The 23,380-nt window shown below is 70.9% G+C and carries 18 protein-coding genes; 9 read left to right on the top strand and 9 right to left on the bottom strand.

The window, feature by feature from the left end; genetic code table 11:
• Positions 1-61 precede the first annotated feature (61 nt).
• The gene (gene dnaK, locus ACWC0C_RS38835; protein WP_450869127.1) at positions 62-1,960 is read left to right on the top strand and encodes a molecular chaperone DnaK; all 1,899 of its coding nucleotides are present in this window, start codon (positions 62-64) and stop codon (positions 1,958-1,960) included.
• Here the strand turns inward: dnaK and narI are convergent.
• The 6 genes from narI to ACWC0C_RS38805 form a co-directional block, all read right to left on the bottom strand.
• The gene (gene narI, locus ACWC0C_RS38830; protein ID WP_450869125.1) at positions 1,957-2,694 is read right to left on the bottom strand and encodes a respiratory nitrate reductase subunit gamma; all 738 of its coding nucleotides are present in this window, start codon (positions 2,692-2,694) and stop codon (positions 1,957-1,959) included. The two genes, dnaK and narI, sit on opposite strands and share 4 nt — an antisense overlap.
• On the bottom strand, positions 2,691-3,185 hold the full coding sequence (narJ, locus tag ACWC0C_RS38825; protein WP_450869123.1) for a nitrate reductase molybdenum cofactor assembly chaperone: 495 nt from the start codon (positions 3,183-3,185) through the stop codon (positions 2,691-2,693). Before narJ ends, narI begins: the two co-directional genes overlap by 4 nt.
• Positions 3,185-4,684 carry a nitrate reductase subunit beta gene (locus tag ACWC0C_RS38820; RefSeq protein ID WP_450869121.1) on the bottom strand — a complete coding sequence of 500 codons (1,500 nt, stop codon included), beginning with the start codon at positions 4,682-4,684 and terminating at the stop codon, positions 3,185-3,187. The genes narJ and ACWC0C_RS38820 overlap by 1 nt, the downstream gene beginning before the upstream one ends.
• Complete coding sequence (locus ACWC0C_RS38815; RefSeq protein WP_450869119.1) at positions 4,684-8,133, bottom strand: nitrate reductase subunit alpha; 3,450 nt, start codon at positions 8,131-8,133, stop codon at positions 4,684-4,686. Before ACWC0C_RS38815 ends, ACWC0C_RS38820 begins: the two co-directional genes overlap by 1 nt.
• Before the next feature lie 147 nt (positions 8,134-8,280).
• A complete protein-coding gene (locus ACWC0C_RS38810) occupies positions 8,281-9,144 on the bottom strand; it encodes a helix-turn-helix domain-containing protein (RefSeq protein WP_449200567.1) in 864 nt (287 codons plus the stop codon).
• Between the two features lie 98 nt (positions 9,145-9,242).
• The gene (locus ACWC0C_RS38805; protein ID WP_450869117.1) at positions 9,243-10,094 is read right to left on the bottom strand and encodes a helix-turn-helix domain-containing protein; all 852 of its coding nucleotides are present in this window, start codon (positions 10,092-10,094) and stop codon (positions 9,243-9,245) included.
• A 48-nt stretch (positions 10,095-10,142) separates the two neighbouring features.
• Between ACWC0C_RS38805 and ACWC0C_RS38800 the strand changes: the two genes are divergently transcribed.
• From ACWC0C_RS38800 to ACWC0C_RS38790, 3 genes are read left to right on the top strand one after another with little or no spacing between them, the layout of a single operon-like run.
• On the top strand, positions 10,143-11,270 hold the full coding sequence (locus ACWC0C_RS38800) for an ADP-ribosylglycohydrolase family protein (protein WP_450869187.1): 1,128 nt from the start codon (positions 10,143-10,145) through the stop codon (positions 11,268-11,270).
• A gap of 35 nt (positions 11,271-11,305) precedes the next feature.
• Positions 11,306-11,611: a 4a-hydroxytetrahydrobiopterin dehydratase gene (locus tag ACWC0C_RS38795; protein ID WP_449200569.1), complete on the top strand. Its 306-nt coding sequence runs from the start codon at positions 11,306-11,308 to the stop codon at positions 11,609-11,611.
• A gap of 5 nt (positions 11,612-11,616) precedes the next feature.
• A complete protein-coding gene (locus ACWC0C_RS38790; protein ID WP_450869115.1) occupies positions 11,617-12,363 on the top strand; it encodes a class I SAM-dependent methyltransferase in 747 nt (248 codons plus the stop codon).
• Positions 12,364-12,528: 165 nt separating this feature from the next.
• Here the strand turns inward: ACWC0C_RS38790 and ACWC0C_RS38785 are convergent, their stop codons facing one another.
• Complete coding sequence (locus ACWC0C_RS38785; RefSeq protein ID WP_450869113.1) at positions 12,529-15,447, bottom strand: glycoside hydrolase family 48 protein; 2,919 nt, start codon at positions 15,445-15,447, stop codon at positions 12,529-12,531.
• A gap of 259 nt (positions 15,448-15,706) precedes the next feature.
• On the opposite strand from ACWC0C_RS38785, the gene ACWC0C_RS38780 reads away from it, so the two are divergent.
• Positions 15,707-17,191, top strand: a complete 1,485-nt coding sequence (locus ACWC0C_RS38780) for a cellulose binding domain-containing protein (protein WP_450869112.1) — start codon at positions 15,707-15,709, stop codon at positions 17,189-17,191.
• 29 nt (positions 17,192-17,220) lie between these two features.
• Entirely contained in the window at positions 17,221-18,957 is a 1,737-nt protein-coding gene (locus ACWC0C_RS38775; RefSeq protein WP_450869111.1) for a glycoside hydrolase family 6 protein, read from the top strand.
• A gap of 36 nt (positions 18,958-18,993) precedes the next feature.
• On the opposite strand, the gene ACWC0C_RS38770 is transcribed toward ACWC0C_RS38775, so the two are convergent.
• Positions 18,994-19,767 (bottom strand): phytanoyl-CoA dioxygenase family protein, encoded by a 774-nt coding sequence (locus ACWC0C_RS38770; RefSeq protein WP_450869109.1) that lies wholly within the window; start codon positions 19,765-19,767, stop codon positions 18,994-18,996.
• Positions 19,768-19,882: 115 nt separating this feature from the next.
• On the opposite strand from ACWC0C_RS38770, the gene ACWC0C_RS38765 reads away from it, so the two are divergent.
• Together ACWC0C_RS38765 and ACWC0C_RS38760 are read left to right on the top strand one after the other, a co-directional pair.
• Complete coding sequence (locus tag ACWC0C_RS38765; RefSeq protein WP_449200574.1) at positions 19,883-20,809, top strand: class I SAM-dependent methyltransferase; 927 nt, start codon at positions 19,883-19,885, stop codon at positions 20,807-20,809.
• A gap of 150 nt (positions 20,810-20,959) precedes the next feature.
• A complete protein-coding gene (locus ACWC0C_RS38760; RefSeq protein WP_450869108.1) occupies positions 20,960-21,661 on the top strand; it encodes an SDR family oxidoreductase in 702 nt (233 codons plus the stop codon).
• Positions 21,662-21,674: 13 nt separating this feature from the next.
• Here the strand turns inward: ACWC0C_RS38760 and ACWC0C_RS38755 are convergent, their stop codons facing one another.
• Positions 21,675-22,382: a glycoside hydrolase family 75 protein gene (locus ACWC0C_RS38755; protein ID WP_449200576.1), complete on the bottom strand. Its 708-nt coding sequence runs from the start codon at positions 22,380-22,382 to the stop codon at positions 21,675-21,677.
• Positions 22,383-22,596: 214 nt separating this feature from the next.
• Here ACWC0C_RS38755 and ACWC0C_RS38750 point away from each other — a divergent pair, with 214 nt between their 5' ends.
• Positions 22,597-23,208 carry a hypothetical protein gene (locus ACWC0C_RS38750; protein WP_449200577.1) on the top strand — a complete coding sequence of 204 codons (612 nt, stop codon included), beginning with the start codon at positions 22,597-22,599 and terminating at the stop codon, positions 23,206-23,208.
• Positions 23,209-23,380: the final 172 nt, after the last annotated feature.

Raw genomic sequence — 23,380 nt, 5'->3', positions numbered from 1 at the left:
GGGCCGCGGGCACGTCATGTGCTGGGAGTGCGGCAGGCGCCCGGGCGGAAGGGGACGGACCATGACACATGCGGTCGGGATCGATCTCGGTACGACGAACTCGGTGGTGGCCGTCCTGGAGGGCGGCGAGCCCACCGTCGTCACCAACGCGGAGGGCGCGCGGACCACACCATCGGTGGTGGCCTTCGCGAAGAACAAAGAGGTGCTGGTCGGCGAGGTCGCCAAACGGCAGGCCGTGACCAACGTGGAGCGCACCGCCCGCTCGGTGAAACGGCACATGGGCGACGCCGGCTGGCGCTTCCCGGAGCAGGGCTCGGTCGACGGCACCCGCTTCCGCGCGCAGGAGCTGTCCGCGCGGGTGCTGCAGAAACTCAAGCGGGACGCGGAGGCCTACCTCGGCGAGGACGTCACGGACGCGGTGATCACCGTACCCGCGTACTTCGACGACGCCCAGCGGCAGGCCACCAAGGAGGCCGGGGAGATCGCGGGCCTGAAGGTGCTCAGGATCATCAACGAGCCGACCGCCGCCGCCCTCGCCTACGGCCTCGACCGCGGCGACGAACAGACGGTCCTGGTCTTCGACCTCGGCGGCGGCACCTTCGACGTGTCCCTGCTGGAGATCGGCGACGGCGTCATCGAGGTCAAGGCCACCAACGGCGACACCCACCTCGGTGGCGACGACTGGGACCAGCGGGTCGTCGAGCACCTGGTGAAGCGGTTCAAGGGGAGCTACGGCATCGACCTGGCCGCCGACAAGATGGCGGTGCAGCGACTGCGGGAGGCCGCCGAAAAGGCCAAGATCGAACTGTCGTCGTCCTCGGAGACCTCCATCAACCTGCCCTACATCACCGCCTCCGCCGAGGGCCCGCTGCACCTGGAGGAGAAACTGACCCGGGCCCAGTTCCAGGAGCTGACCGCCGATCTGCTCGACCGGTGCAGGCACCCCTTCCACCAGGCCGTCCAGGACGCCGGGATCCAGCTGTCCGCGGTCGACCACGTCATCCTCGTCGGCGGCTCCACCCGGATGCCCGCGGTCACCGACCTGGTCCGCGAACTCACCGGCAAGGACCCGCACAAGGGCGTCAACCCCGACGAGGTGGTCGCCGTCGGCGCCACCCTCCAGGCCGGCGTCCTGCGCGGTGACGTCAAGGACGTCCTGCTGCTCGACGTCACCCCGCTGTCCCTCGGCATCGAGACCAAGGGCGGCATCATGACCAAGCTGATCGAACGCAACACCACGATCCCCACCCGCCGTTCGGAGATCTTCACCACCGCCACCGACAACCAGCCCTCGGTCGGCATCCAGGTCTACCAGGGCGAACGCGAGATCGCCGCCTACAACAAGAAGCTCGGCGTCTTCGACCTCACCGGGCTGCCGCCCGCCCCGCGCGGCATTCCGCAGATCGAGGTGGCCTTCGACATCGACGCCAACGGGATCATGCACGTCTCCGCCAAGGACCTCGCCACGGGCCGCGAGCAGAAGATGACCGTCACCGGCGGCTCCGCCCTGCCCAAGGACGACATCGACCGCATGATGCGGGAGGCGGAACAGTACGCCGAGGAGGACCGCACACGCCGCGAGGCCGCCGAGACCCGCAACCAGGCCGAGCAACTCGTCTACCAGACCGAGAAGTTCCTCCGCGACAACCAGGACCGCATCCCCGCCGACACGCGCGGCGAGGTCGAGACGGCCGCCGCGGAACTGAAGACCCTGCTGGAGCAGAACGCCGACACCACCGCCCTGCGCACCGGGGTGGAGAAACTCGCCACCGTCAGCCAGAAGATGGGGCAGGCCATGTACGCGAACGCCTCCTCCACCGGCGGCGGTCCGGCCACGGAACAGGGCCCCGCCTCCGACGAGGAGGGTGTGGTCGACGCGGAGATCGTGGACGAGGACAGGGACAAGGGCAGGGACAAGGGCAGGGGCCGGGACAGGGACGCCGAGGGGGGTGCGGCCTAGCTTCCCAGCCGCTCCCAGCCCCGGCGCTCCCAGCCCCGCCGCTCCGGCCGCGGGCCCAACTGCCGTGGATCCCATGTGCGGTAGACGATGTACGGCCGGAACAGATACCGCACCGGCGCGCTGAACACATGCACCAGCCGGCTGTACGGCACGAACGCGATGAGCAGCATGCCGACCACCGCGTGCACCTGGTACAGCACCGGCACACCGTCCATGAGGTGCGTCCTGGGCTGGAACGTGAACAGGCTGCGCGCCCACGGGCCGATCGTCCGGCGGTAGTCGTAGCCGTCGCCGGCGGCATGCGAGAGCTTGGCGGCCATGCCGAGCACGATCGCCCCGAGCAGCAGCACGTACATCGCCTTGTCGTTGACGGTGGTCGCGTGGAACACCGGCGCCCGGGTGCGGCGACGGTATACGAGCAACAGGATCCCGGCGACCGTCAGCACCCCGGCGGCCGTACCGCCGCACAGCGAGAACAGATGGCAGGTGTGCTCGTCCACGCCGAGCGCGTCCGTCCACGCCATCGGTACGAACAGGCCCACCAGATGCCCGGCCAGCACGAACAGGATGCCGTAGTGGAACACCGGCGAGGCGATGTTCAGCAGCCGGGACTCGTACACCTGCGAGGACCGGGCGGTCCGGCCGTACTTGTCGTGGCGGTAGCGCCAGACGAGGCCGGCCACCAGCAGGACGAAGGCGAGGTAGGGCAGGACGCCCCACAGGAGTGTCGTCATGAGCGCACCCCGCTGTATGCAGTCGGCAGTGTGGCGCACACCGCATCCAGGACGGCTGCATACGGTGTGCCGTATCCGGTCAACCGTGTACGCAGCTGCTCCAGGCCGTCGCGGTACTCGGTCAGCAGGCTGGTCTCGCCGGTCCTCGCGGTGAACTCCAGCACCGCCGGCAGGAAGTCCGGCAGCTCCTCGCCGCTGAACCGAAGACCGTGCCGGCGGTAGACGTCCTTGAAGCGGACCAGGGACATGCCGCGCTGCCGGGTGTCGCCGTCGTGCCACCAGCTCAGGTACAGGCTGTGCCGGTTCCCGAAGTCGAAGACCCGCACATAGTGCGCGGCCAGCTCCCGCGCCGGGGTGACGGCGGCGTGGTCGGTGAACGTCCGCAGCTGCGGGGCGGCCTCGCGCAGCAGCGGCAGCCTGGCGATGAGGTCGTCGTCCGGGTAGGTCAGGCAGAGCGCCGCCGCCTGGTACAGCACCGCGTCCGAGGGCATCAGGGCTCCTTCGCGTCGGCCGGGTCGACAGAGGTCTGCCGCCGGCGCAGCAGATGGAAGTTCTCCACGGGCACCAGCGGCAGGTTCCTGCGGCCGGAGGCCCCGCCGAACGGGCCGTCGCCGCCCATGCCGGGCCCGCCCTCGTAGTCGAGGCTGCACCCCTGCGGCAGGGCCGACTCCTCCAGGCGGCGGGCGTCGCCGACGGCGGCGGCCGGGATGACGTACCGGTCCTCGTACTCGGCGACGGCCAGCAGCCGGTACATCGCCTCGATCTCGTCGGGTCTCATGCCGACGGCGGCGGCGACCGCGGCGTCCGGTTCCTCGCCGAGGTTGATGGCCCGCATGTGGGAGCGCATCGCGGCGAGTTTCTCCAGCGAGGCCCGCACCGGGGCGGTGTCCCCGGCGGTGAACAGCTCCGCCAGGTACTCCAGCGGGATGCGCAGGGTGTCGATCGCGCCGAACAGGTTGTCCGCGTCCTCCCCGTCGTGCCCGGACTCGGTCAGCGCGTCCACCACCGGCGACAGCGGCGGGATGTACCACACCATCGGCATCGTCCGGTACTCCGGATGCAGCGGCAGCGCCACCCGGTACGTGCTGATCAGCGCGTGTACGGGGGAGCGGCGCGCGGCCTCGATCCAGTCGCACGGGATGCCGGCCCGCTCGCAGGCCGCCCGCACCCCCGGGTCCTCCGGATCCAGGAACACCCCCAACTGGGCCTGATACAAGGCCTTTTCGTCGCGGACGGACGCGGCGGCGGTCACCTCGTCGGCGTCGTAGAGGACGACGCCCAGATAGCGCAGCCGGCCCACACAGGTCTCCGAGCAGACCGTCGGCAGGCCGGCCTCGATCCGCGGATGGCACAGGGTGCACTTCTCGGCCTTGCCGGTGGCGTGGTTGAAGTACACCTTCTTGTACGGGCATCCGGTCACGCACATCCGCCAGCCCCGGCATCGGTCCTGGTCGACCAGGACGATGCCGTCCTCGGCCCGCTTGTACATCGCGCCCGACGGGCAGGAGGCCACGCAGGCCGGGTTCAGGCAGTGCTCGCAGATGCGCGGCAGATAGAACATGAACGTCTGCTCGAAGGCGAACTTCACCTTGTCCGAGGCCTGTTGGCGCGCCCGCTCCACCATCGGGTCGAGGTCGCCGTGTGCGGGGGCGTCGGTGTGGTTCTCGTAGTCGGACGTCCAGGGCTCGTAGTAGTCCTTGATCTGCGGGAGTCTGGGATCGGAGAAGATCCCGGCGAGCTTGTGCAGCCGCCCGCCCGCCTTGAGCCTCAGTGCGCCGCGCCGGTTCAGTTCCCAGCCGCCGCGCCACGTGTCCTGGTCCTCGTACCGTCGCGGATAGCCCGGTCCGGGCCGGGTCTCGACGTTGTTGAACCACACGTGCTCCATGCCGGGCCGGTTGGTCCACTCCTGCTTGCAGGTCACCGAGCACGTGTGGCAGCCGATGCACTTGTCGAGGTTCATGACCATCGCGATCTGGGCCATGGGGCGCATCAGTTCTCGACCTCCTGGCTGCGGCGGCGGAGCACCGTCACCTCGTCGTGCCGGCCGCCCGTCGGGCCCAGGTAGTTGAAGGCCCAGGAGAGCTGGGCATAGCCGCCGATCAGATGGGACGGCTTGAGGATCAGGCGGGTGGGCGTGTGGTGGGTGCCGCCGCGCATCCCGGTGGTCTGCGTCTTCGGGACGCCGACCGCGCGCTCCCGGGTGTGGTGCGTGTAGACGGTGCCGGCGGGCATGCGGTGCGAGACGATCGCCCGGGCGACGACCACGCCGTCACGGTCGACCGCCTCCACCCAGTCGTTGTCCTTCACCCCGATCGCGTCCGCGTCCTGCGGGGACATCCAGATGTTCCGGCCGCCGCTGGAGAGGGCCAGCATGAACAGGTTGTCCTGGTACTCGGAGTGGATCGACCACTGGTTGTGCGGGGTGAGGTGGCGGACCGTCACCTCCGGCTGCCCGTCGGGGCCGAGGCGGGGTTCGCCGAACAGCGTGTTCCTGTCCAGTGGCGGCCGGTACACCGGCAGCACCTCGCCCAGCTCGTGCATCCAGTCGTGGTCGAGGAAGAAATGCTGCCGGCCGGTGAGGGTGTGCCACGGCTTACCGTGTTCGGTATTCAGGGTGAATGCTGTATACCGTCGACCGTCGGACTCGCTGCCCGACCACTCCGGCGAGGTGCCGGACAGTGCCAGGATCGTGTCGGCCGCCTTCGCCGCCGTGTCCAGCGCGGGCCGCCCGTCGGCCGGGCCGCCGCTCACCGTGCCGTTCAGCTCCCGCAGATGTCCGACCTCTTCGTCCGGCCGCAAGGTGATCCCCTTGGCGGGCAGGCCGAGTTGCTCCACGAGCGGGCCGAGCGCGGTGAACTGGGCGCCGATCGCCGTGTAGTCGCGCTCCACCACCGTCAGGTCCGGCATCGTCCTGCCGGGTACGGGCTCGCACTCGCCGCGCTTCCAGTCCCGTACGACCCCGCCCGGCTGGGCGGTCTCGCCCGGGGTGTCGTGCTGCAGCGGGGTCGCCACCAGGTCCTTGCGGACGCCGAGATGCTCCACGGCCAGCTCGCTCAGCTTCCGGGCGAGCGCCTTGAAGGTGTCGAAGTCGGTGCGGGCCTGCCAGGGCGGCTCCACGGCCGGGGTGAGCGGGTGCACGTAGGGGTGCAGGTCCGTGGAGGACAGGTCGTGCTTCTCGTACCAGGTGGCCGCCGGCAGTACCACGTCCGACAGGAGTGTGGAGGAGGTCTGCCGGAAGTCGAGCGACAGCAGAAGGTCGAGCTTGCCCTCCGGCGCCCGCTGCCGCCAGGTCACGTCCCGGGGCCGTTCCCCGGGCGCGGCCTCCTCGGCGCGCGGCGAGGAGTGGGTGCCGAGCAGGTGCCGGGTGAAGTACTCGGCGCCCTTCGCGGACGAGCCCAGCAGGTCCGCCTGCCACAGGGTCAGTACCCGCGGCCAGTTCTCCGGCGCGTCCGGGTCCTCGCAGGCGAACTTCAGGGTTCCGGCGCGCAGTTCGGCGACCGCGTTCGCCGCCGGGTCGCCGAACTGCCCGGCCAGGTCGAGGGAGTTGCGGTTGAAGGTGGGGTACGACGGCATCCAGCCCGCGCGGGCCGACAGGGCCAGGCAGTCCGCGCCGGTCATCCCCGCGAACCGGCCCTCGCCCAGCGGCGAGGCGAGCGCATCGGCGCCGCAGCGGTCGTAGCGCCACTGGTCGGTGTTGAGGAACCAGTACGCGGTGCCGATCATCTGCCGTGGCGGGCGGGCCCAGTCCGTGGCGGCGGCCAGCGTCGCCCAGCCGGTCACCGGGCGGCACTTCTCCTGGCCGGCGTAGTGCGCCCAGCCGCCGCCGTCGCGGCCCTGGCAGCCGGTGAGCTGCAGCAGGGCCAGGAAGGCGCGGTAGATGGTCTCGGAGTGGAACCAGTGGTTGGTGCCCGGGCCCATCAGGATCATGCAGCGGCCCCGGGAGCGCTCGGCCGTCCGCGCGAACTCGCGGGCGATCTTCAGGCACTTGGCGGCCGGGACGGAGGTCAGCGCCTCCTGCCAGGCGGGTGTCGCCGGCATACGGTCGTCCGTGTACGAGGTGGGCCAGTCGCCCGGCATACCGGTCCGGTGTACACCGTATTGCGCCAACAGTAGATCGTATACAGTCGTCACCAGCGGGCCGCCCGCCCCGCCCAGCCGCGTCGCCGGCACACTGCGCCACAGCACCTCCCCGCGCCCCTGCCCGTGCTCCCCGCCCTCGGTGTCGAACCGCGGCAGCAGCACCTCCACAGGAACCGCGACCTCACTGCCGTACAGGCTCAGTGTGGGCTCGATGTCGCCGAGTTCGAGGTTCCAGTCACCCTCCCCGGACCTGGTCCAGCGAAAGCCCAGGGAGCCGTTCGGGACCACGGCACGACCGGTCGTACGGTCCAGCACGACCGTCTTCCACTCGGCGCCCTCGTCGTCCTGCCCGAGGTCGGCGGCGCGCAGGAACTTCGCCGGCACATACGCGCCGTCCCGCTCGGTCAGCGTCACCAGGAACGGCAGGTCGGTGAACTTACGTACATAGTCAGCGAAGAACGGTGTCTCCCGGTCGACGAAGAACTCCTTGAGGATCACATGCCCCATCGCGAGCGCCAGCGCGCCGTCCGTGCCGGGATGCGGGTGCAGGCACTCGTCGGCGAACTTGGCGTTGTCCGCGTGGTCCGGCGCCACCGCCACGACCTTCTGGCCGCGATAGCGCGCCTCCGCCATCCGGTGCGCCTCCGGGGTGCGGGTCACCGGCAGATCGGAACCCCACATCATCAGATACGCGGCGTCCCACCAGCCGTCCGACTCCGGCGCGTCGGTCTGGTCGCCGAAGACCTGCGGGGAGGCCACCGGGAGGTCGGCGTACCAGTCGTAGGGCGACAGCATCGGCGCACCGATCAGGGAGTGGTAGCGGGCACCGGCCGCGTGCGACACCATCGACATCGCCGGGCTCGGCGAGAACCCGGCGATCCGGTCGGGGCCGTAGGTCCTGATGGTGTGCACCTGCGCGGCGGCGACGATCTCCAGCGCCTCGTCCCAACCCGCCCGTACCAGACCGCCCTTGCCGCGCGCCCGCTGGTAACGGCGGCGCCGTGCGGGGTCGTTCTGGAGGTCCGCCCAGGCCAGCACCGGGTCCTTCAGCCGTTTCCTGGCCTCGCGGTACATCTCCAGCAGGACACCCCGGACGTACGGGTAGCGCACCCGGGTGGGGGAGTAGGCGTACGACGAGAACGCGGCACCGCGCGGGCAGCCCCACGGCTCGTACTCGGGCCGGTCCGGGCCCACCGAGGGGTGGCCCGTCTCCTGGGTCTGCCAGAAGGCCTCCGCCTGCCGCCCGCCCGTCAGGGTGACGCTGTGCAGGTCGGGCGCGGGTGTGCCGGACCGGAAGAACCGCCCGGCGGCCAGCAGGGCCGCGCCGGCTTCCCTGGGCGGTGTCTGCGTGTCGCTCACGTGCGCTCCCTCGGCTCACCCCATGGTCAGAAACCTAGGGGCGAGCAGGGGAGCGCACCTGTCCACAGAGCCGTACGGGTCATCCGGGCCACCCCACGCGGCACCGCTCGGCCGGTCGGCCACCCCTACGGGTCACCGCCAGTGATGTCACAGGGTGTCGCGGAGCTCCCGCAGCAGGGTCTGTGTGCGCTGCGCCGACGCGGCCCGGGCCGTCATGTGGTCCAGCACCTCCAGATGCGCGGCGACCTCGCGGCGGGAGTCCAGATAGAGGGCGCCGGTCAGGTACTCGGTGAACACCATGTCCGGCAGCTCCGGCTCGGCGAACCGGAACAGTGTGAACGGCGCGTACGTCCCCGGGTGCGGGCCCGCGGCGAACTCGGCGATCTGGAGGGTGACCCGGTCCCGCTCGCCGTACTCCAGCAGCTTGTCCAGCTGGTCCCGCTGCACTTCGGGCCGTGCGCTCACCGGTCGCCTGAGCACCGTCTCGTCCATGATCACCCACAGATGGGGCGGGTCGTCCCGCTCCAGCAGCCGCTGCCGTTCCAGGCGCAGCGACACGTGCCGCTCCACCGCCTGGGGCGAGGCCTGCCCGATCGTCCCGGCCTCCAGCACCGCACGCGCGTATTCCTCGGTCTGCAGAAGACCGGGTATGAAGTGCGGCTCGTAGGAGCGGATGATCCGGGCGGCGCCCTCCAGGCTGACGTAAAGGCTGAACCAGTCCGGGAGCACGTCGTGGAAGCGCTGCCACCAGCCCGGCTGGTTCGCCTCCTCGGCCAGCCGCACGAACGCGGCCGCCTCCTCCTCGGGCACCCCGTAGGTCTCCAGCAGCACCTGCACGTAGGGGATCTTCAGCGCGACCTCGGCCATTTCCATCCGCCGTACGGTCGCCGAGGCCACCCTGAGGACCCGGGCGGCCTCCTCCCGGCTGAGGCCCGACGCCTCACGCAGCTCCTGCAGCCGTTTGCCGAGCACCACCTGGCCCACGGTGGGCGCAGCCCGCCGCTCACTCACGCCACGCCCTCCCCTACGCGCCGAGGTACCCCGGCAGTCTGCCATGTGATCCCCCGTCGCACACGGGTCCGAGGCAACCGGGCCGACGGGGACGGCGGTCAACCGGCCAGCGTGCGCAGATACGTGGCGGTCACCCGGTCGGCGGGCAGGAACGTCTCGATGGCGAGTTCGGCGACGGTGACGTCCATCGGCGTGTTGAACGTCGAGATCGACGACACGAAAGACAGGATCCGGCCGTCGTGCTCGATGCGCAGCGGCAGCGCGAAGTACGCGACGGGCTCGGCCGGTTCGTCGTCCGGCGCGCCCTCGGGCACCGGGTACGCGGCCACCTCCTCGTACAGGGCGCGCAGGCGGTCCGAGCGGTGCAGGGCGATCTCCCGTTCCATCTGGGCGAGCAGATGCCCGCGCCACTCGCGCAGATTGCGGATGCGCGGCGCCAGACCCTCCGGATGCAGGGCCAGCCGCATGGAGTTGGGCGCCGGTGAGAGCAGTTTCTCCGGCACCCCCTCCAGCAGCATCGCGATGCCCCGGTTCGCGGTGACGACCGTGTACCCGGCGTCGACCACCAGTGCCGGGTAGGGCTCGTAGCCCTGGATGAGGCGTTCCATGCCGTCACGCAACGCGCCCAGCGCCGGGTCGTCCAGCGAGGTCTCGGGATAGTGCGGGGCGTAACCGGCGGCCAGCAACAGGGAGTTGCGCTCGCGCACCGGCACGTCCAGATGTTCGGCGAGCCGCAGCAGCATCTCCTCGCTCGGCCGGGACCGGCCGGTCTCGATGAAGCTGATGTGCCGGGCCGAGGAGTCGGCGCGCAGCGCCAGTTCCAGCTGGGAGATCCGGCGCCGCTCCCGCCACGCGCGCAAGTGCGGGCCGACACCCTTGTCGGCGGCGGCGGCGGCGGACGCGGCGGGGGCGGTGGCGGACGCGGCGGGGCCGGTGGCGACAATGGTCATACGCCCGACCGTAGTCGAGGAGTTGCCGAGGAGTTGCTTCAGTTGCGCATGAACGAGCCAGGGCAGCAGCCGTGGCGGACCGCGCCCCCGCAGACGTCCCTCCAGGCCGCGGCCGTGTACCGGGCCAGGGTCCGCGGCTGCCTCCTCGGCGGCGCGCTCGGTGACGCCCTCGGCTATCCCGTGGAGTTCGCCTCCCTGGACCGGATCCGTGCCTCCCACGGTGCGCGCGGCGTCACCGGCCTCGTACCCGGCGCGCCCGGCGCGGCCGGCCTGATCAGCGACGACACCCAGATGACCCTGTTCACAGTCGAGGCCCTGATCCAGGCGCACGCACGGCAGCGCGAGCAGGGCACCGACGGCCCCTGGCCCCTGCTGTTGCGCCAGGCCTACGAGCGCTGGCTGGAGACCCAGTCCAAGCCCGGCCCGCAGCAGCCGCAGCCCGGCGCACCGGCCGGCGGCCTGGTCACCGAGGCCTGGCTGTACTCCCGCCGGGCCCCCGGCAACGCCTGCCTCTCCGGCATCGCCCAGCTGTACGCGCCCGACCCCGCACTCCCGCTCGACGGCACCCCCGGCGAGGTCAACCCCGACTCCAAGGGCTGCGGTACGGTCATGCGCTCGGCCCCTTTCGGCCTGGTCAACCCCGCGGAGGCGGCCTTCGCCATGGCCGCGCGCGGCGCCCAGATCACCCACGGCCACCCCACCGGCTACTACGCGGCCGGCGCGCTCGCCGCGATCGTGGCGCACCTGGTCGCCGGGGACTCCCTGGAGGGCGCCGTACTGCGCACGCTGCGGCTGCTGGTGCGGCACCACGGCCACACGGAGACCACGGTCGCCCTGCACGCGGCCCTGGACCTCGCCGCCGACGGGGCACCGACGCCCGAGAAGGTGGAGTCCCTCGGCGCGGGCTGGGTCGCCGAGGAGGCCCTCGCCATCGGCGTCTACTGCGCGCTCGCCGAGCCCCGCCCCGAGGAGTCGCTGCCACTGGCCGTCAACCACTCGGGCGACAGCGACTCCACCGGCTCCATCTGCGGCAACCTCCTCGGCACGCTGCACGGCGACACCGGCCTGCCGCACGACTGGGTGGCACGGGTGGAGGGCCGGTCCCGGATCGCCGCACTCGCGGACGACCTCGCGGCGGAGTGGACACAGCCCTCACGTGGCAGGCTGAATCCGTAACCCCCGTCCCGCCGCCGCGAAGGGAGCCGAAGGCCATGGCCGTAGAACCGCTGTCGCAGAAGGAGATCGAGGACCGGCTCGCCGAGTTGCCCGGCTGGTCGGTGGACTCGGGCCGGCTCACCCGCTCCTACCGCCTCGGCTCGCACGTCGCGGCGGCGGCGCTGGTCATGCACATCGCCGCCGTACAGGACGAGCTGGACCACCACTCCGATCTGACCCTCGGCTACAACACCGTCTCCCTCACCGTGCACACCCACAGCGCGGGCGGCGCCCTCACCGCGAAGGATTTCGGTCTCGCCCGCAGGGTGGAGGACATCGCCCCAGGTCACGGCGCACACTGAGGGACGTGCTCGACTACGAGAAGGAAGCCGACGCCTACGACGCGTCCCGCGGCGGCGAAGCCCGCGCCCAGGCAGCCACCCGAGCGGTGCTCGGGCTGATCCCGGAGGGGCCGGGCCGCCTCCTCGACGTGGCCTGCGGCACCGGCCTCGTCACCCGCCGGCTGGCCGCCGACCGTCCCGCGCTCCGGGTGACCGGCGCCGACCTCACCTCCGCCATGGTCCGCATGGCCGGGGCCCGGCTGCCGGGCGCGATCGTCCGGGCGGACAGCCGCCGGCTGCCCTTCCCCACCGGCACCTTCCACGCCGTCACCGGCGTCTGGCTGCTGCACCTGCTCGACCCCGAGGACGTCCGCGCCGTCATCGCCGAGTGCGCCCGTGTGCTGCGGCCGGGCGGCGTCTACGTCACCACCGTGGACAAGGCCGAGGCGCACGACGTCGGCAGCGACATCGACGCCGTCCTCGCCTCCCGCCCGCGCCGCCCCGCCCAGGACGCCGCGGACACCGTCACCGCGCACGCGGTCCGGCACGGGCTCCGGCCGGCCGGCGACACCGTGTTCCCCGGCATCGGCCAGGGCCGCAGCCCGCGCACCACCATCGCCGACCTGCGCCGCGGCTGGTTCACCCAACTGACACCGGGCGAGCCCCGCACCGAGGAGTTCGCCGCGCACCTGTCCCGCCTCCCGGACCAGGACCGACCCCGCCCGGACCCGGTGTTCTCGCTGCGCGCGTTCCGCAAGCCGGCAGCGGGTTGAAGGACCAACTCCACAGCGGACGAGGCGACATGACGATGCCCGACGGCAACGTCCCGGCGTGAAGGACACCGGCCTGGAACGGGCCCCACTGAGGCGGGGCGGTCCCCACTGTGGGTGGGGACCGCCCGAAAGAGGTGCGGTGCAGCGCGCGGCTTTCCCGTCGGCCTATTCCAGAAGCTCCGCGTACGACCCCATGGCGAGCGCGATGTCCGCCTGGGCCCAGAAGCGGTGGTACGTGAAGCTGGGCGCGGCGCCGCCCTTGAGGCAGGCCTCGATCTTCGACCAGGCCGGATCGTTCTTGTAGAAGGACCTGAGCGAGCTGAAGGTGGACGAGGAGTCGATCGCGTCGCCGTTCGGCATGGTGCCGCTCCAGCCGCTCGGGACGTACACGCTGTCGCCGAACCGGCTGTAGTCGCTGCGGGTCTCGGGGACGGCGATGCCCAGGCTGTCCCGGTAGTTGTTCCACATGCCGTCCAGCAGCGCCTTGGCCGTCGACCTCGCGGTGGCGTCACCGGACTTGGCGCCGTAGTACGTCAGCGTCTTGGCGTACGCGGCCGCCACGCCGACGTCGTCGGTGTAGTCGGCGACGGTGACGTGAAGTGAGCTGTTGGAGCCGGGACTCGACGGGTTCCAGGTGTCGGGCCGGCCGGACCACTGGAGGGTCGAGGGGATCTGGTAGGTGCCGTCGGGGTTGATCGTGGTCCTGGACAGCGCCCACTTCACCCACTTGTCGAGGATCGCCTTGGCCGTGGCGTTCCCGGTCTGCTGGTAGTACTCGGCGACCCGCTCCATCGACCACGCCTGGAACCCGAACCACTGGTTGGACGGCGGGTCGTGGTAGACGGGCTCCCAGTCGTAGTACATGCCGTAGAAGGTCGGCGTGCCGGCCGGCGGGGTGGCGTAGCGGCCCTGCCAGCTGTTGGTCGCGCCGCCCGCGATCGCGCCCTCGGACGACTGCAGCCACTGGTAGAACTCCAGCTGCCGCCGCAGCGACGTGCCCCAGTCCGCCGCGCCTGTCGCCGACTTGGGCTTCAGGTCGTCGTAGGAGCTGAGCGCGTACGCGGCGAGCGGGTTCTGGTAGCCGCCGTGGACATGGCTGGAGCCGATCCGCCAGGCCCAGCCCGCACCGGAGTCGGTGGCGCCGCCCCAGGCGTAGTACCAGGACAGCAGATAGTGCGAGGCGTCCTTGCCGGTGCCGGCCGCACAGGACGAGGCCCCCACACAGTTGCCGATCTTCTTGAAGTACTTGTCGTACATCGCATACCGCAGGTAGTCGCCCATCTTCGCGGCCTTGGCGACCGTCGCGGAGACGTCACCGCTCTTGCCCTGCTGCCTGGCCCACACGTCCGCCCAGTACGCCGCCTGCACCGCGCGGGCGTCCGCGTCCGGGGCGTCGGTGAACTTCCACTGCCTGGCGTAGGAGTTGTCACCGGTGAACAGGTCCAGATAGCCGTTCCTGCCGCCGTACTTGAAGGCGTCGCAGGTCGGCTGCGGGACGGTCTCCCACACGGACTCCTGCGGGCCGCGCTGGAAGGTGTTCAGATACGACGGACCGCTCGCCGTGGGGCCGCCCTCGCAGGTGCCGCCCGGCGTGTCGCCGTAGCCGTAGACGTTGTCGACGTCCTCGATCCAATGCATACCGTAGACATCGTCCGTACCGTATGCAGTCTTCAGTTCACCGGCGATCGGATCCGTTCCCACGGACACGGACGTGTCCAGCTTCGCCGGATACTCGTTCGGGGTGTCCAGTTCGGGCGCGTACGTCGCCGGCTTGGAGGCGTTGTAGAAGGAGTTCGCCGGCTGGTCGGCGTGGGTGGGGATCATGTACTTCTCCATCAGCGCCCACGCGCCGTTGAACTTCGACCAGTCGCCGGTGACCTTGCCGTACATCGCCTGCAGCCACAGCAGGTAGCTGTACGCCTCCGACGTGGTCTCGTGGCCGTAGTCGGGGGCCTCGACGATCAGTGTCTCCACCGAGTGGTACGGAATGCCCTGGGGAGAGAAGTAACCGTTCGCCGGGTTGGTGATCTTCCCGTACAGGTCCAGGAAACGGGCGTCGTACGCCTTCGACGCGGCCAGCTCCGTCACGGTGACCGTCGCCTTGGTGTGGCCGGTGGCCGAGGCGGTGAAGGTCGCCGAACCGGTGCCGGAGGAGTCCGCCGTGACGGTCACCGGTTGCGCGGTGTTCCAGTTCGACGGCGTGAAGGTGAGCGAGGAACCGCTGGTCACCGACAGGCCCCTGTTTCCGTCCGTGCGGGCCACGCTCACCGTCACGTTCGCGCTCGGCTGTGTCGACAGCTTCACGTCGAACGTTCCGGACTTGCCCTGCTGGAGCCCCAGTTGGGCCGGCGCGGCGACGACCGCCGGTCCCGAGGCGACCGTGATGCCCACCGGGGTGGACTCGGCGGACGCGCCCAGGCTGTCGTACGCCTTCGCCACCAGCGAATGACTGCCCACGGTCAAACTTGAGACCGGGAGCGAGTACGGCGCGCTCGTGTCCGTCCCGAGCAGCGTGGTGTCGTCGTAGAACTCCACCTTGCTGATCGTCGCGTTGTCCGCGGCCGCGGCCGTCGCCGCGAGCGGTACCGCTTCCCCCTGTGTGTACACCGCGCCCGCGCTCGGGCTGGTCAGCACCGTCACCGGCGGCTGGTGCGCGCCGGCGCAGGTCGTGCCGTTGACGCTGAAGGAGGCGGGGGCGGTGTTGCTGCCGCTGTAGCCGAACTGCGCGCCGGTGGAGACGGCCGAGCCCGCGGCGATGGTGCCGTTGTACGAGGCGTTCTTCACGGTGACGCTCCGGCCGGACTGGTACCAGGTGCCGTTCCAGCCGTTCGACAGCGTCTGGTTGCCCGTGTAGGCGTAACTCAGCGTCCAGCCGTCGATCGCGTCCGTGCCGCGGTTGGTGATCGTGAGGTCGGCGGTGAAACCGGTACCCCAGTCGTTGGTCTTGTAGTCGACGCTGCACTGCACGGACGCCGCGTGCGCGGTCGTGGCGCCGGTGGCGAGCATCGACAGGGGCAGGGCGAACGCGGCCACCACGGCGGTCCACAACCGTCGCGCGGCGCTGCGTCTGCGTCCGGGATCCATGTGCTGGTTCCTCCTTGCGTCGTGCTGCTCGGGAGAAGTCAAGGCTTGAACCAGTGGGAGCGCTCCCATAGTGGAGACGGCCCTGCGAACGGTCAAGGTGCTCGAAGAGTCGAAAACATTCGACCGGCCGGGTTGGGGAAAAGTCAGTGACTCCCCTGTGCATCCCGGCCACTTGGCGCTACCTTCCTTCGCACCAGTGGGAGCGGTTCCAGTCAGTCGACGCGCCCGTCACGGCGCGCCCAGCTGCAAGGAGTCGCTCATGCGACACCCCCCGCGTTCAGTACTTTTAGCCGCCGCCGGTGCCGCCGGTGCCGCCGCGCTCGCCGCCGGCGCGGTCGTCCCGGTGGTGTCGGCCCAGGGAGCCACGCCCGCGTGCACGGTGGAGTACTCCGTCACCAACCAGTGGGCGGGCGGCTTCCAGGGATCGGTGAAAATCACCAACAACCAGTCTTCGATGAGTAGTTGGTCGCTCGCCTTCGCCTTCGCCGACGGCCAGAAGGTCACCCATGGCTGGAACGCCGAGTGGTCCCAGTCCGGCACCACCGTGACCGCCGGGAACGAGAGCTACAACGCCTCCCTCGGCGCCGGCGCGAGCGTCACCGCCGGCTTCCTCGCCTCCTGGTCGGGGTCCGACACCGCGCCCACGGTGTTCAAGCTCAACGGCACCACCTGCAACATGGACCCCGAGCCGACGACACCCCCGCCCACCGACCCGCCGCCCGCGAGCGGCACCGCACCCGCCCTGCACGTCTCCGGCACCAGGCTCGTGGACGCCGACGGCAGGACCCGCCGGCTGCTCGGCGTCAACCGCTCCGGCGGCGAGTTCATGTGCGTCCAGGGCCGCGGCATCTGGGACGGCCCGGTCGACGACGCGGCGATCAAGGCGATCGCCGACTGGAAGGCCGATACCGTGCGCATTCCGCTCAACGAGGAATGCTGGCTGGGCCTTTCCGACATCCAACCCGAGTACGGCGGCACCAACTACATCGGCGCCGTCAAGGACCTGGTCGCCCGGGTCGAGGCGCACGGCCTGACCCCGGTCCTCGACCTGCACTGGTCCTACGGCCAGTACACCGGCAACTCGGCGGGCTGCTCCGACGTGCACGCCACCTGCCAGAAGCCGATGCCCGACCTGCAGTACAGCCCGTCGTTCTGGGCGTCGGTGGCGAGCGCCTTCAAGAACGACCCGGCGCCGGTATTCGACCTGTTCAACGAGCCCTACCCGGACCGGGCGACCCCCAGTGCGACCGACGCCTGGAAGTGCTGGAGGGACGGCGGGACCTGCCCCGGGATCTCGTACGAGGTCGCCGGTATGCAGGATCTTGTAGACAGCATCCGTGGTACCGGCGCCAAGAACGTCATCATGGCCGGCGGTCTGGCGTATGCGAACGACCTCAGCCAGTGGACCGTATACAGGCCATCGGATCCAGTCGGCAATCTCGCCGCCGCCTACCACGTCTACAACTTCAACACCTGCTCGACGCAGAGCTGCTGGAACTCCACGCTCGCCCCGGTCGCGGCCCAGGTGCCCATGATCGCCGGCGAGATCGGCGAGAACACCTGCTCGCACGCGTTCGTCGACCAGGTCATGAAGTGGCTCGACGACCACGGCCTGTCCTATCTGGGCTGGACCTGGAACACCTGGGACTGCTCCTCCGGCCCGTCCCTGATCTCCGCCTACGACGGCACACCCACCGCGTACGGCATCGGACTGCGTGACCACCTGCGCGCCCTGAACCCGTAACCCCTCACGGACAGAAGGAACCCGCACTGATGAGCCGTAACAGAACATCGCTGCTCGCCGCCCTGGCACTGGTCGCCGGGGCCTCCGGGACGGCGCTCACCACCACACCGGCCTCCGCCGCGGCCGACGCCGTCCCCTGCACCGTCGACTACAAGGTGCAGAACCAGTGGGACACCGGTTTCACCGCCGCCGTCACCATCACCAACAACGCGGCCGCCAAGCCGAGTTGGTCGGTCAAGTGGTCGTACGCCGGCAACCAGAAGGTCACCAACGGCTGGAACGCGCAGATCGTCCAGAGCGGTGCCGACGTCACGGCCACCAACGCGAGCTACAACGGCGGCCTGGCGACCGGCGGTTCGGTCAGCTTCGGCTTCAACGCCTCCTACACCGGCACCAACGCCGTGCCCACCGCGTTCACCCTCGACGGCGTCACCTGCAACGTCGACGACGGTGGCGGCTCGGGCGGCGGCGGGGGAACGGGCGGCGGGGGCACCGGCGGTGGCGGCACGGGCAGCCGGGCCGACAATCCCTATGCCGGCGCCAAGGTCTATGTGAACCCCGAGTGGTCCGCGAAGGCCGCCGCCGAACCGGGCGGCAGCCGCGTCGCCAACCAGCCCACCGCCGTCTGGCTCGACCGGATCGCCGCGATCAACGGCGTGAACGGCGGCATGGGCCTGCGCGACCACCTGAACGCGGCCCTGAAGCAGAAGGGCTCCGGCGACCTGGTCGTCCAGCTGGTCATCTACGACCTCCCCGGACGCGACTGCGCCGCCCTCGCCTCCAACGGCGAACTCGGCCCCGACGACATCGCCAGGTACAAGAGCGACTACATCGACCCGATCGCCGCGATCCTCTCCGACCCGGCCTACGCCGCCCTCCGGATCGCCACCGTCATCGAACCGGACTCGCTGCCCAACCTGGTCACCAACGCCGGCGGCACCAACTCCAGCACGGATGCCTGCGTGACCATGAAGAGCAACGGCAACTACGAGAAGGGCGTCTCCTACGCCCTGGCCAAGCTCGGCGCGATCCCCAACGTCTACAACTACGTGGACGCCGGCCACCACGGCTGGCTCGGCTGGGACACCAACCTCGGCCCCGCCGTGCAGGAGTTCGCCAAGGTGGCCACGACCAACGGGGCGAGCGTGAACGACGTGGCCGGGTTCATCGTCAACACCGCCAACTACAGCGCCACCAAGGAGCCGTATGTCAAGGTCACCGACACGGTGAACGGGCAGACCGTGCGCCAGTCGAAGTGGGTGGACTGGAACCAGTCCGTGGACGAGCAGTCGTACGCCCTCGCCCTGCGCGACAAGCTGGTCGCGGCCGGGTTCGACCCAGGCCTCGGCATGCTGATCGACACCTCCCGCAACGGGTGGGGCGGCACCGCGATGCCCTCCGGTCCCGGCCCGCTGACCTCCGTGGACGCCTATGTCAACGGCGGCCGCCTCGATCGGCGCATCCACGTCGGCAACTGGTGCAACCAGAGCGGCGCCGGCCTCGGCGAACGGCCGACCGCGGCCCCGGCCGCCGGTATCGACGCCTATGTGTGGGCCAAGGCGCCGGGGGAGTCCGACGGTTCCAGCACCGCCGTCGCCAACGACGAGGGCAAGGGCTTCGACCGGATGTGCGACCCGACGTACGGCGGCAACGCCCGCAACGGGAACAACCCGACGGGCGCCCTGCCGGACGCCCCGCTGGCCGGGCACTGGTTCTCCGCCCAGTTCCAGCAGCTGATGCAGAACGCCTACCCGCCGCTGTCGTGACCCCGGCGCGGTGAACGTCCGCCGGGGTCACGGCCGCTACCGGTCGAGGCTCCGGCGGATCGCCAGCTCCACCGGCGAGTACGTCCCGCCGGGCCGCTCCAGTTCGTACGGCACCGCCGAGGACAGTGGCGGCTGCGCCATGAAGCGGGGCCGGGTGCCGTGGTGCGGCTGAGCCGCGTGGACCAGGAAGGGATGGCAGAGGTAGACATCGCCGGGGCGGCCGGTGGCGTACGCGAGCGGGCGGTGGGCCGAGGCCCGGTCGACCTGGGGGCCCAGTTCCAGGATGGAGGCCCCGGCCTCGCCGTACGGCTCCAGCAACGGGGGCACGTCCAGGTGCGAGCCGACCCGGATCCGCGTCGGGGCGTCGGCCTCGGTCACCTCGCTGAACAGGAACAGCATCAGCAGCGCGCGGTCCCGGGAGCGCAGGTTGGCGAAGTACCACTGCTCGCCCTCGGGGAGGTAGCTGCCTTCGATGTGCCAGCCCGCGTCGTCCGGCTCGACCGTGTGCGGGAACCGCAGGGGAAAGGTCCCCAGCGAATACCGTGGCTCCCACCGGCCCTCGCCGACGAGCAGGTCGAACGCCTCGTGCAGCGCGGGGGAGTTGGCGGCGGCGGCGAACGGACCCTGCGCCATGCCGTTCACCCGCACCACCGGCTCCTGCCAGGTGCCCGGGTCGTCGGGGTCGTACCCCGTCTCCCGCCACAGCAGCCGTGCGCAGTCCGCGGCGACCCGCGGGGGGAAGGCACCCTCGATCTTCACGAAGCCTTCGGTGAGGAAACATGTCACAAGATCGTCGTTCACATGCCCCATGCTGACGCCGGCCACCGCCCCGTGCACTCGGTTTTTTGCGGCACCGGCAACGAAAGTGGCCCCCGCGCCGTGCGCCGTCGCAGGCTGGCGGCATCCGAGCGAGAGGCTGACCGCCATGGCACACGACGACCACGCCCACCACGGGGACCACACACAGCACGGCCACGGTCATGGCCACACGCATGGCCACGGGCACGGCGACGCAACCGACTGGGCGGCCATGGCGGCGCTGCTGGAGGCGGAGGCCGAGGTGTTCGGCCCGGCGTATGCGCGCGCCCTGGCCTGGCTGGGCAAGGAGGTGACCGAGCCCGGTCTGATCGTGGACGCGGGCAGCGGCCCCGGGGTGATCGCCTGCCTGATGGCGGAGACGTTCCCCGGCGCACGGGTCGTCGCCGCCGACGGCTCCGAGCAATTGCTGGAGCGCGCCCGGGCCCGGGCCGCCCGCGAGGGCGTCGCCGACCGCTTCGGCACCCTCGCCGGTGAACTGCCGGATTCCCTGGTGGAGTTGGACTATCCGGCGGACCTGCTGTGGGCCAGCCGCAGCCTGCACCACCTCGGCGACCAGCGGGCCGCGCTCGCCGCGTTCGCCGCCCGGCTCGCCCCCGGCGGCACGCTGGCCATCCTGGAGGGCGGCCTGCCCGGCCGCTATCTGCCCCGCGACATCGGCTTCGGCCGTCCCGGACTGCAGGCCCGCCTCGACGTGCTCCAGGAGGACCGCTTCGCACGGATGCGCGCCGAGCTGCCCGGCGCGGTCGCCGAGGCCGAGGACTGGCCCGCCCTGCTGACCGCGGCGGGACTGAAGCACACAGGCACCCGCAGTTTCCTCGTCGACCTCCCCGCCCCCGTCCCGGACCGGGCCCGCGCCTTCGTCGTCGCCGCCCTGAGCCGTCTGAGGGACGTCCACGCCGACAGCCTCGACGCCGACGACCGGTCCACCCTCGACCGCCTCCTCGACCCCACCGATCCCGCCGGCGTCCACCGGCGCCCCGACGTGTTCGTCCTGGCGGCCCACACCGTCCACCGGGCGGTACGGCCGGCCTGACCAGCCGGGTGCGGCACGGCTCCGGCGACTTGGGTACGGCGCCGGGGGTGGGTGCCGTACCGCCGTATCGCCGTACCTGCGACGGCACTTGACTTCGAGCGCGCTCCACGTGATGGACTCCCGGTCTCACCGACACACAGGGGGACTCACGTGAACGACTCTCCGGTCGCACTCATCACCGGCGGCGCCACCGGCATCGGCGCCGCTGTCGCCCGGCAGTTGCTGGCCGCCGGCCACCGGGTCACCGTCACCGGCCGTACGGAGGCCCGGCTGCGGGACTTCGCCGACGGGCTCGGCAATCCGGACGGACTGCTGGCGGTCGCCGGTAATGCGTCGACGTTCGACGACATACAGGATGCCGTCGACCGTACGCTCAAGGCATACGGTCGACTGGATACGGTCGTCGCCAACGCCGGCTTCGCCACCCATGACACCGTCGCGGACGGTGATCCGGCCGGCTGGACCGAGATGGTGCTCACCAACGTCCTCGGCCCGGCCCTGCTCATCCGTGCCTCCGTCGAGGCGCTGAAGGAGTCCCGCGGCCGGATCGTCCTCGTCGGCAGTGTCGCCGGGTTCGTGAACACCCCGGGCAATATCTACGGTGCCACCAAGTGGGCGGTCACCGGGCTGGCCGAGAACACCCGGCGCCAGGTCACGGAGTTCGGGATCGGCGTGACGCTGATCGCCCCCGGCCGGGTGGAGACCCCGTTCTGGGACGGCCTCGGCAGCCTGCCCCCGGGACACCTGCTGACCCCCGACCAGATCGCCGACTCGGTCGTCTGGGCGATCCGGCAGCCGGCCGGGGTCGACGTCAACACCGTGGTCGTACGTCCGCTGGGCCAGCCCAACTGAGCGACGCCGCAGGTCAGTTGTTTGCCAGGAACTGCTTGGCCAGCTGGTCCCCGAGCGAGACCGCCGCGCTGTGGCTCTCGATGGGGGAGACTCTGGAGTTCTTGAACAGGATGTAGGTCACGCCGGAGTCGGCCCCGCCGGTGGCCGGGTCGGGGTCGATGCCGAGCCCCTTGGCGGTGGCGTACGACGCCTCGCCGATGATCTTCGTGGGGCCGGTGTCGCCGACGACGGCGTACTCGACCTTGTTGCCGTAGATGACGGCCACCACGCCGCCGCCCTTGATGCCGGCGCTCGAGTAGTTCCAGATGCTGCTGGCGCTGGGGACCACGACGTACGGGAGTGACTCGGCCTTCAGGGGCTTGCCGTCGGACTGGTGGAAGGCGGTGTCGTCCTGGTACCAGGGGTCGCGGTTCTCGTTGCAGTTGGTGGTGCGCTGGCCGTCGCAGTCGACGTCCATGTCGGCTTTCCAGAACACCGCGCCGTTCTTGCCGCACACGGGGACCGTGGCCGATGTCTCGTCGTCCGTCTTGTACTTGCCGTTCGATATCTGCGAACAGGTCGTCACCTTGGCGAGCAGGTCGGCCGCGCTGACCGAGCCCTCCTGGGCGGAGGCCGGAGCGGTCCGCCCCGCCGTGCCGGCGGACGCGTGCGCGGGAAGGACTCCGGCGGCGAGCAGAGCGGCCCCGGAGGCCGCGGCAAGGGTCAGGGTTCGAAGGCGCACTGTGGGGGACTCCTTCTGTTAGGAAAGTTTCCTTACTAGGTTGCCGTACACGGTGGGCCCATCGGCATGTCCTCGTCAAGACTGCGGTTGTGGACGGTCGAAACCTGTGCGGATTGCGGTGATTTGCGTCCGTGGCAAGACTGAAGAAAAGGGTGTATCCGGATATGTCTGCCGCCGTCGGCCGGTACGGTCACGGCTCCGGGAGGCGAAGCGCATGTTCGTACGCACGGTGTATGCGACCGGCGATCCGGCACAGCTGGGCACGGCCGTGAGGGCCCTGAACACCCGGGGGCACGACCTGCTGGAGGAGCGGCCCGGCTACCGGGGTGCGGGCGTCTTCGTCGACCGTGACCTCGGCAAACTCCTCACGGTCAGCTGGTGGGAGTCCGCGCAGGCGCGCCACAACAGCGACGAGGTGATGAGCGCGCGGCGGCCGGAACTGCTGCAGCCCTTCGCCGGGACCGTCGCGGTCGAGAACTACGAGGCCGCCGTCTTCCACGGCGGGCACCGGCCCCTCAGCAGCGGTGGGCTCAGGATCACCCGGCTCGAGTTCGACCCGGCGGACGCGGACCTCGCCGCCGACACGTTCCACACCGCGGTGCTGCCCCGGCTTGAAATCCTGCCCGGATTCGCCGGCACGGCCCTGTTCCTGGACCGCGAACGCGGCCGCGGCATGGTCGCTGTCCTGTTCGCCGACCGCGCCTCACTCGCCGCGTCCCGCGCCCGCCTGGCCACCATCCGGCGCGAGGGCACGGCCAAGGCGCACGTCACGGTGGTCGGCCTGGAGGAGTTCGAGATCCTCCACGCGGATGTGCGGGGCGACTGAGCGCGCCGGGGCGACCGCGGGGGCTTGGGTGCGAGGCTCCGGGGTGGCATGGGCACACGGCTCCGGGCCGGCCCGGGCACATGGCGTGCACGGCGCCACCGGAGACGGCGAACGGCCGTGCGCCCCCCCGCGCGGCGGGGGGGGGGGCGGGGGGGGGGTGGGGGTGAGCCCC

It is taken from the genome of Streptomyces sp. NPDC001709 (assembly GCF_053596375.1).
The sequence above is the reverse complement of the archived record's forward strand: the minus strand, read 5'-3'. Positions and strand labels throughout refer to the sequence as shown.